Origin of the sequence: uncultured Mediterranea sp., from assembly GCF_902493215.1 — a bacterium.
GTDB lineage: Bacteria > Bacteroidota > Bacteroidia > Bacteroidales > Bacteroidaceae > Bacteroides.
Map to the genome: position 1 here is coordinate 109,547 of NZ_CABUOL010000009.1, position 6,177 is coordinate 115,723.

The following is a 6,177-nucleotide window of genomic DNA, read 5'->3' on the forward strand; positions in this document are numbered from 1 at the left end:
CAAGTTATGCTCAACAAAATCATACACTTCTCCCTACAGAACCGCATCCTGGTGCTCGTCGCCTCGGTGCTGCTGCTCGTGGGCGGTACCTACACCGCCATGCACACGGAAGTGGACGTGTTCCCCGACCTCACCGCGCCGACCGTGGTCGTCATGACCGAAGCCAACGGCATGGCAGCCGAGGAGGTGGAACAGCTCGTCACCTTCCCCATCGAAACCGCCGTCAACGGCGCCACACACGTGCGCCGCGTACGCTCTTCGTCCACCCACAGCTTCTCCGTGGTCTGGGTGGAATTCGACTGGGACACGGACATCTACCTGGCCCGACAGATTGTCAGCGAAAAGCTCTCGCTCGTAGCCGAAGAACTGCCTGAAAGCGTGGGCAAGCCGACGCTGGGACCGCAGTCGTCCATCCTGGGCGAGATGATGATTGTGGGCCTCACGGCCGACTCCACCTCCATGCTCGACCTGCGCACGCTGGCCGACTGGACCATCCGTCCGCGCCTGCTCTCCACCGGAGGCGTGGCGCAGGTGGCCGTGCTGGGAGGCGACATCAAGGAATACCAGATACAGCTCGACCCCGAGCGCATGCGCCACTACGGCGTGACACTGGGTCAGGTGCTCAGTGCCACGCGCGGCATGAACCTCAACGCCAACGGAGGCGTCATCTACGAATACGGCAACGAGTACATCGTGCGCGGACTGACAGCTACGACCAACACCGAACTGCTGGGCAAAACCGTGGTGAAGTCAGCTACGAACAGTGACGGCTCACTCGCCGCCCCCGTCCTGCTGGAAGACGTGGCCGACGTGCGCATCGGCGCGCAGACACCCAAACTGGGACTGGCCTCGGAACGGGGCAAACCCGCCGTGCTGCTCACCGTGACGAAGCAGCCTGCCACCAGCACGCTGGAGCTGACCGGCAAGCTGGAAGCCGCCCTCCAGGACCTGCAGAAGAACCTGCCCCCCGACGTGAAGGTATCGACCGACATCTTCCGCCAGAGCCGCTTCATCGAAAGCTCCATCGGCAACGTGCGCAAGTCGCTCGTCGAAGGCGGCATCTTCGTGGTCATCGTGCTGTTCCTCTTCCTGGCCAACGTGCGGACGACCCTCATCTCGCTCGTCACCCTGCCCCTGTCGCTCGTCGTGTCCGTGCTGGTGCTCCACTACATGGGGCTCACCATCAACACCATGAGTCTGGGCGGTATGGCCATCGCCATCGGTTCGCTGGTCGATGACGCCATCGTCGACGTGGAGAACGTCTGGCGCCGCCTGCACGAAAACCGCCTCCTGCCGCCCGAGCGCCGTCTGCCCGTGCTGCAGGTCGTGTTCAACGCCTCGCGCGAGGTGCGCATGCCCATCCTCAACTCCACGCTCATCATCGTCGTCAGCTTCGTGCCCCTGTTCTTCCTGAGCGGCATGGAGGGGCGCATGCTCGTCCCGCTGGGCATCGCCTTCATCACCGCCCTGGCTGCCTCTACGGTGGTGGCGCTCACACTGACGCCCGTGCTCTGCTCGTACCTGCTGCGCAGTAAAGAAGATATACAAGAAAGAAACTTGGAAAGAGACACGTATCTCACCCCCGGAGACATACGTATGTCTAGGGGGGAGACAAACGTATCTCTCCAGGCAAGACAAACGTTTGTCTCTGCCGGAGACAAACGTATCTCTCCTGACACCCCCTCCAGAAGTACCTGTGAGGCCGGTTCGGGCGACTCCGCCGTGGCCCGCACGCTGAAGAAGGCCTACGGCATCGTGCTCGAAAAAGCTTTACAACACAAGCGTACCGTGCTGGGCTGCACCGTCGCGCTCTTCGCCGTCGCCCTGGGCCTGTTCTTCACCCTGGGCCGCTCGTTCCTGCCGCCCTTCAACGAAGGGTCGTTCACCATCAACCTCTCCTCGCTGCCGGGCATCTCGCTCGAAGAGAGCGACGCCATCGGCCGACGGGCCGAGGAACTGCTGCTCACCGTGCCCGAAATCCAGACCGTGGCCCGCAAGACCGGCCGCGCCGAGCTGGACGAACATTCGCGCGGCGTGAACGGGTCGGAAATCGAGGCGCCCTTCGAGCTGACAGACCGTTCGCGCAGCGAGGTGGTGGCCGAGGTGCGCGAGAAGCTCGCCACCCTGTCCGGCGTCAACGTCGAGATAGGTCAGCCCATCAGCCACCGCATCGACGCCATGCTCAGCGGCACAAAGGCCAACATCGCCATCAAGCTCTTCGGCGACGACCTGAACCGCATGTTCAGCCTCGCCAGCCAGATAAGGGACAAGATACAGGACGTCGAGGGCGTGGCCGACCTCACCGTGGAGCAGCAGATCGAGCGCCCGCAGCTGACGCTGACGCCCCGCCGCGAGATGCTGGCCCGCTACGGCATCACTCTGCCCCAGTTTGCCGAGTACGTCAACGCCTGCCTGGCGGGCGAGGCCGTGTCGCAGGTCTACGAGCAGGGCAAATCGTTCAACCTCACCGTCCGCCTGCGCGACGACCTGCGCGATCAGGCCTCGAAGATAGGCGACCTGATGATTGATACGGGCGACGGCCGTCAGGTGCCGCTCAGCTATGTGGCCGACATCCGCTCGTCCATGGGCCCCAACAGCATCAGCCGCGAGAACGTGAAGCGCAAGATAGTCATCTCGGCCAACGTGGCCGACCGCGACCTGCGCTCCGTGGTGACCGACATCCAGGCCCGCATCGACGCCGACATCAAGCTGCCCGAAGGCTACCACGTGGAATACGGCGGCCAGTTCGAGAGCGAGCAGGCGGCCAGCCGCACGCTGCTGCTGACGTCGCTGATGTCCATCGTCGTCATCTTCCTGCTGCTCTACCACGAGTTCCGCAGCGTCAGGGAGAGCGCCGTCATCCTCATCAACCTGCCGCTGGCCCTCATCGGAGGCGTCTTCGCCCTGCTGCTGACCACCGGCGAGGTGAGCATCCCGGCCATCATCGGCTTCATCTCGCTGTTCGGCATCGCCACGCGCAACGGCATGCTGCTCATCAGCCACTACAACCACCTGCAGCGCGTGGAAGGCTACTCGCTGCACGACAGCATCATCCGCGGATCGCTCGACCGACTGAACCCCATCCTGATGACGGCCCTCAGTAGTGCACTGGCCCTTATCCCGCTGGCCCTCGGCGGCGACCTGCCCGGCAACGAGATACAGAGCCCCATGGCGAAGGTCATCCTCGGCGGTCTGCTGACATCTACCTTCCTCAACGGGTTCATCATCCCCATCGTTTATCTGCTCATACACACCAAGAAGAAATGAAGAAGACAATAATCATCTGTGCATGCCTTGCCCTGGCGGCAGGGGTGCACGCCCAAAGCGGCATCGAAGCCATCCTCCAGCAGGTGGAGGCCAACAACAAGGAACTGCAGGCCAACGCCCGCACCACGGAGGCACAGAAGCTGGAGAACCGTGCCTCGAACAACCTGGCCGACCCCACCCTGTCGTATGCCCACCTGTGGGACTCGCAGGACAAGAACATCACCGTGGGCGAGCTGGTCATTGCCCAGAGCTTCGACTTCCCCTCGCTCTACGTCAGCCGTGCCCGCCTGAACCGCCTCAAGGCCAGCTCACTGGACGCGCAGGCCAACGCCCAACGGCAGGCCATCCTGCTCCAGGCACAGGAAGCCTGTCTCGACATCATCCACCTCAGCCGCCAGCAGCAGCTGCTGGACGAGCGTCTGAAGAATGCCGAGGACCTGGCCGCCTACTACCGCCGCCGCCTGGAGACGGGCGATGCCAGCACGCTGGAGACCAATAAAATCAACCTCGAACTGCTGAACGTGCGCACCGAGGCCCGCATGAACCGTACGGCACTGGACAGCAAGCTGAAAGAGCTCACGGCCCTGAACGGTAACCTGTCGCTCGTCCCCGGCCGCCCCATGCCCGAAGGACCTGCCGCCGCCACGGCGCAGAACCTGGGTCTGACGGACTATCCTTCCGTTCCCCTGCCTGCCGACTTCGGCCCGCTGTGCGAAGAGCTGCTGGCCTCCGACCCTGCCCTGCTCTCGCTCCAGCAGGAAAGCCAGGCGGCACAGAAGCAAGTGTCCGTCAGCCGTCAGGGCTGGCTGCCCGGCTTGGAACTGGGCTACCGCCGCAACACCGAGAGCCGCCATCCGCTGAACGGCCTGGTAGTGGGCTTCTCGTTCCCCATCTTCCAGAACCACGGCAAGGTGAAGGCCGCCCGTTCGCAGGCCCTCAGTGCCGACTTCCGCGAAGAGAACGCCCGCCTCAGCGCCAGCACCGCCCTGTGGCAGCTCTACGACGAGGCCTGCAACCTCCACGCCTCCATGCAGGAGTATGCCGAGACCTTCGGCCGCCAGCAGGACCTGAAGCTGCTGCGTCAGGCACTGGACGGCGGGCAGATCAGCATGATTGAGTACTTCGTCGAAGTCTCCGTCATCTACCAGAGCCAGGCCAACCTGCTGCAGCTGGAGAACCAGTATCAGAAGGTGATGGCACGTATCTACAAGAGCCGGCTATAAAATTCTTATTTCCTCGGGCAAGTAACCGCTACGGATGCGCCATTCCTGCGGATAGAGATTGTTGGCACGATTGCCCACATTTTTCACAAAGCCAAGAGGGAAACCCCGATAAGTAAGCAATACAAAACCGCGAGGGGCCGCGCCTGAAAGGGTGACGGCCTCTTTACGCAAATAAGCAATGGCCGTCGGATAGTCCACTTCTTCGCCAGCAAAAGCTTCCTGTCCCAACAGACAGCTCATGGCCAATGCGTGGGCAGGGGCACAATCTTTCCCTTTTGCCTCGGCCAGCGTCACGCCGGCCTGCAGGACACGGACATGCTGCTTCAAAGCCGACAGCACTGGGAGCCACGACGTGGCGAAGGCAGTCAGCGTCTGTCCCTCAGGCATCAGGCTATATCCTTCCGCCCCGCACAGCCAGCCTTGTATCACTGCCAGCTGCTCCTTGCCGAAAGCCGAGGAAGAAGCGGCCTTGCCGCCACTTCCTTTCTTCCCCTTCCATCTGTCCGCATTCATCCGCCCCATCTGCGTCATCCGCGCACCATCATTCTCGTCTTCTTCCCCCGCCTTGCGCAGCACGGCCAGGAAGAAACCTTCGCCCTGCGTCTTGTGCGGCAGAAAACGGTATACAGGAAAATCTTCACCAGCCAGCAGGTTACCCGTAATGTTCCATTCGGCAGGTACATCGAGCGGCAACACCTCCGCACCCAGTTCATCGCAAATCCAGCGTACATTCTCTTCGTTCTCCTTCGTGTTATAGGTACACGTGCTGTACACCAGCAGTCCGCCTAGCTTCAGACAAGGCCAGATATCCGCCAGGATGCGCCGCTGGCGCTGCCAGCAGATTTCCACATTCTCCGGGCTCCACTCGCTCACGGCCGTCTCGTCCTTACGGAACATACCTTCACCTGAACAGGGCACATCGGTCAGGATACAGTCAAACAAGTGTTCCAGCGGAGTGAACTCCGACGGATCGCTGTTTGTCACCACCACGTCGGGATACCCCCACTTCGTCAGATTCTCCGCCAGTACCTGCACCCGGTTTCTCATCACCTCATTGGCTACCAGCAGACTGCCCTCAGGCAACAGGCTGCGCAAGTGGGTGGACTTGCCGCCCGGCGCAGCACAGAGGTCGAGCACCGCCACCGCCCGATCCGGCAGATAGCGCTTCACCGCCTGCTCGACAAACATGGACGACGCTTCCTGCACGTAGTAACAGCCGGCATGAAACAGCGGGTCAAACGTAAACGTCAGGCGCTGATCCAGGTAACAGGCGTCTGTGGCCCAGGGAACTTCTTTTAATGGGGAATGGAGAATGGAAAATGGAGAACGACCGCATTTTTGCGGGTTCAGGCGGATGCTGACGGGTTGCTCCTCTCCCAACAGGGCAGTGGACAAGCGGGTGTATTCTTCTTCACCCAGCAGGGCACGGGTATATTCGGCAAATGAATCGGGTAACTGCATGATGTCTTTTTCTTGTTTGCTGCAAAAGTAAAGATTTTGGCAGAAAGAAGCAAGCAATGGAAATCAATAACAAATTAACAGACTATACTCGTTAGTTATAAAAAGAACTACACTCAAATCTATCATAAAGTGATTGATTCTAATGCAGTTCCTTATTTCTATATTAATTTAGGCAGTTATATACTATTCTACACAACTGGTAGTATATAACTGCACTTGTTGTTAA

General features: G+C 60.7%; 3 protein-coding genes. 2 read left to right on the forward strand and 1 reads right to left on the reverse strand.

Features of this window, described 5'->3' with window-relative positions; translation table 11 throughout:
• The first annotated feature begins 6 nt into the window (after positions 1 to 6).
• Together RDO88_RS13545 and RDO88_RS07610 are read left to right on the forward strand one after the other, a co-directional pair.
• On the forward strand, positions 7 to 3,267 hold the full coding sequence (locus tag RDO88_RS13545; RefSeq protein ID WP_374043921.1) for an efflux RND transporter permease subunit: 3,261 nt from the start codon (positions 7 to 9) through the stop codon (positions 3,265 to 3,267).
• Entirely contained in the window at positions 3,264 to 4,490 is a 1,227-nt protein-coding gene (locus RDO88_RS07610; protein ID WP_307758803.1) for a TolC family protein, read from the forward strand. Before RDO88_RS13545 ends, RDO88_RS07610 begins: the two co-directional genes overlap by 4 nt.
• On the opposite strand, the gene RDO88_RS07615 is transcribed toward RDO88_RS07610, so the two are convergent.
• Positions 4,485 to 5,951, reverse strand: a complete 1,467-nt coding sequence (locus RDO88_RS07615; RefSeq protein ID WP_307758804.1) for an rRNA cytosine-C5-methyltransferase — start codon at positions 5,949 to 5,951, stop codon at positions 4,485 to 4,487. The genes RDO88_RS07610 and RDO88_RS07615 overlap by 6 nt on opposite strands.
• Positions 5,952 to 6,177: the final 226 nt, after the last annotated feature.

Coding starts and splice junctions, on each gene's coding strand:
- RDO88_RS13545 (WP_374043921.1), top strand. CDS start 7: ATGCTCAACAAAATCATACACTTCTCCCTACAGAACCGCATCCTGGTG.
- RDO88_RS07610 (WP_307758803.1), top strand. CDS start 3,264: ATGAAGAAGACAATAATCATCTGTGCATGCCTTGCCCTGGCGGCAGGG.
- RDO88_RS07615 (WP_307758804.1), bottom strand. CDS start 5,951: ATGCAGTTACCCGATTCATTTGCCGAATATACCCGTGCCCTGCTGGGT.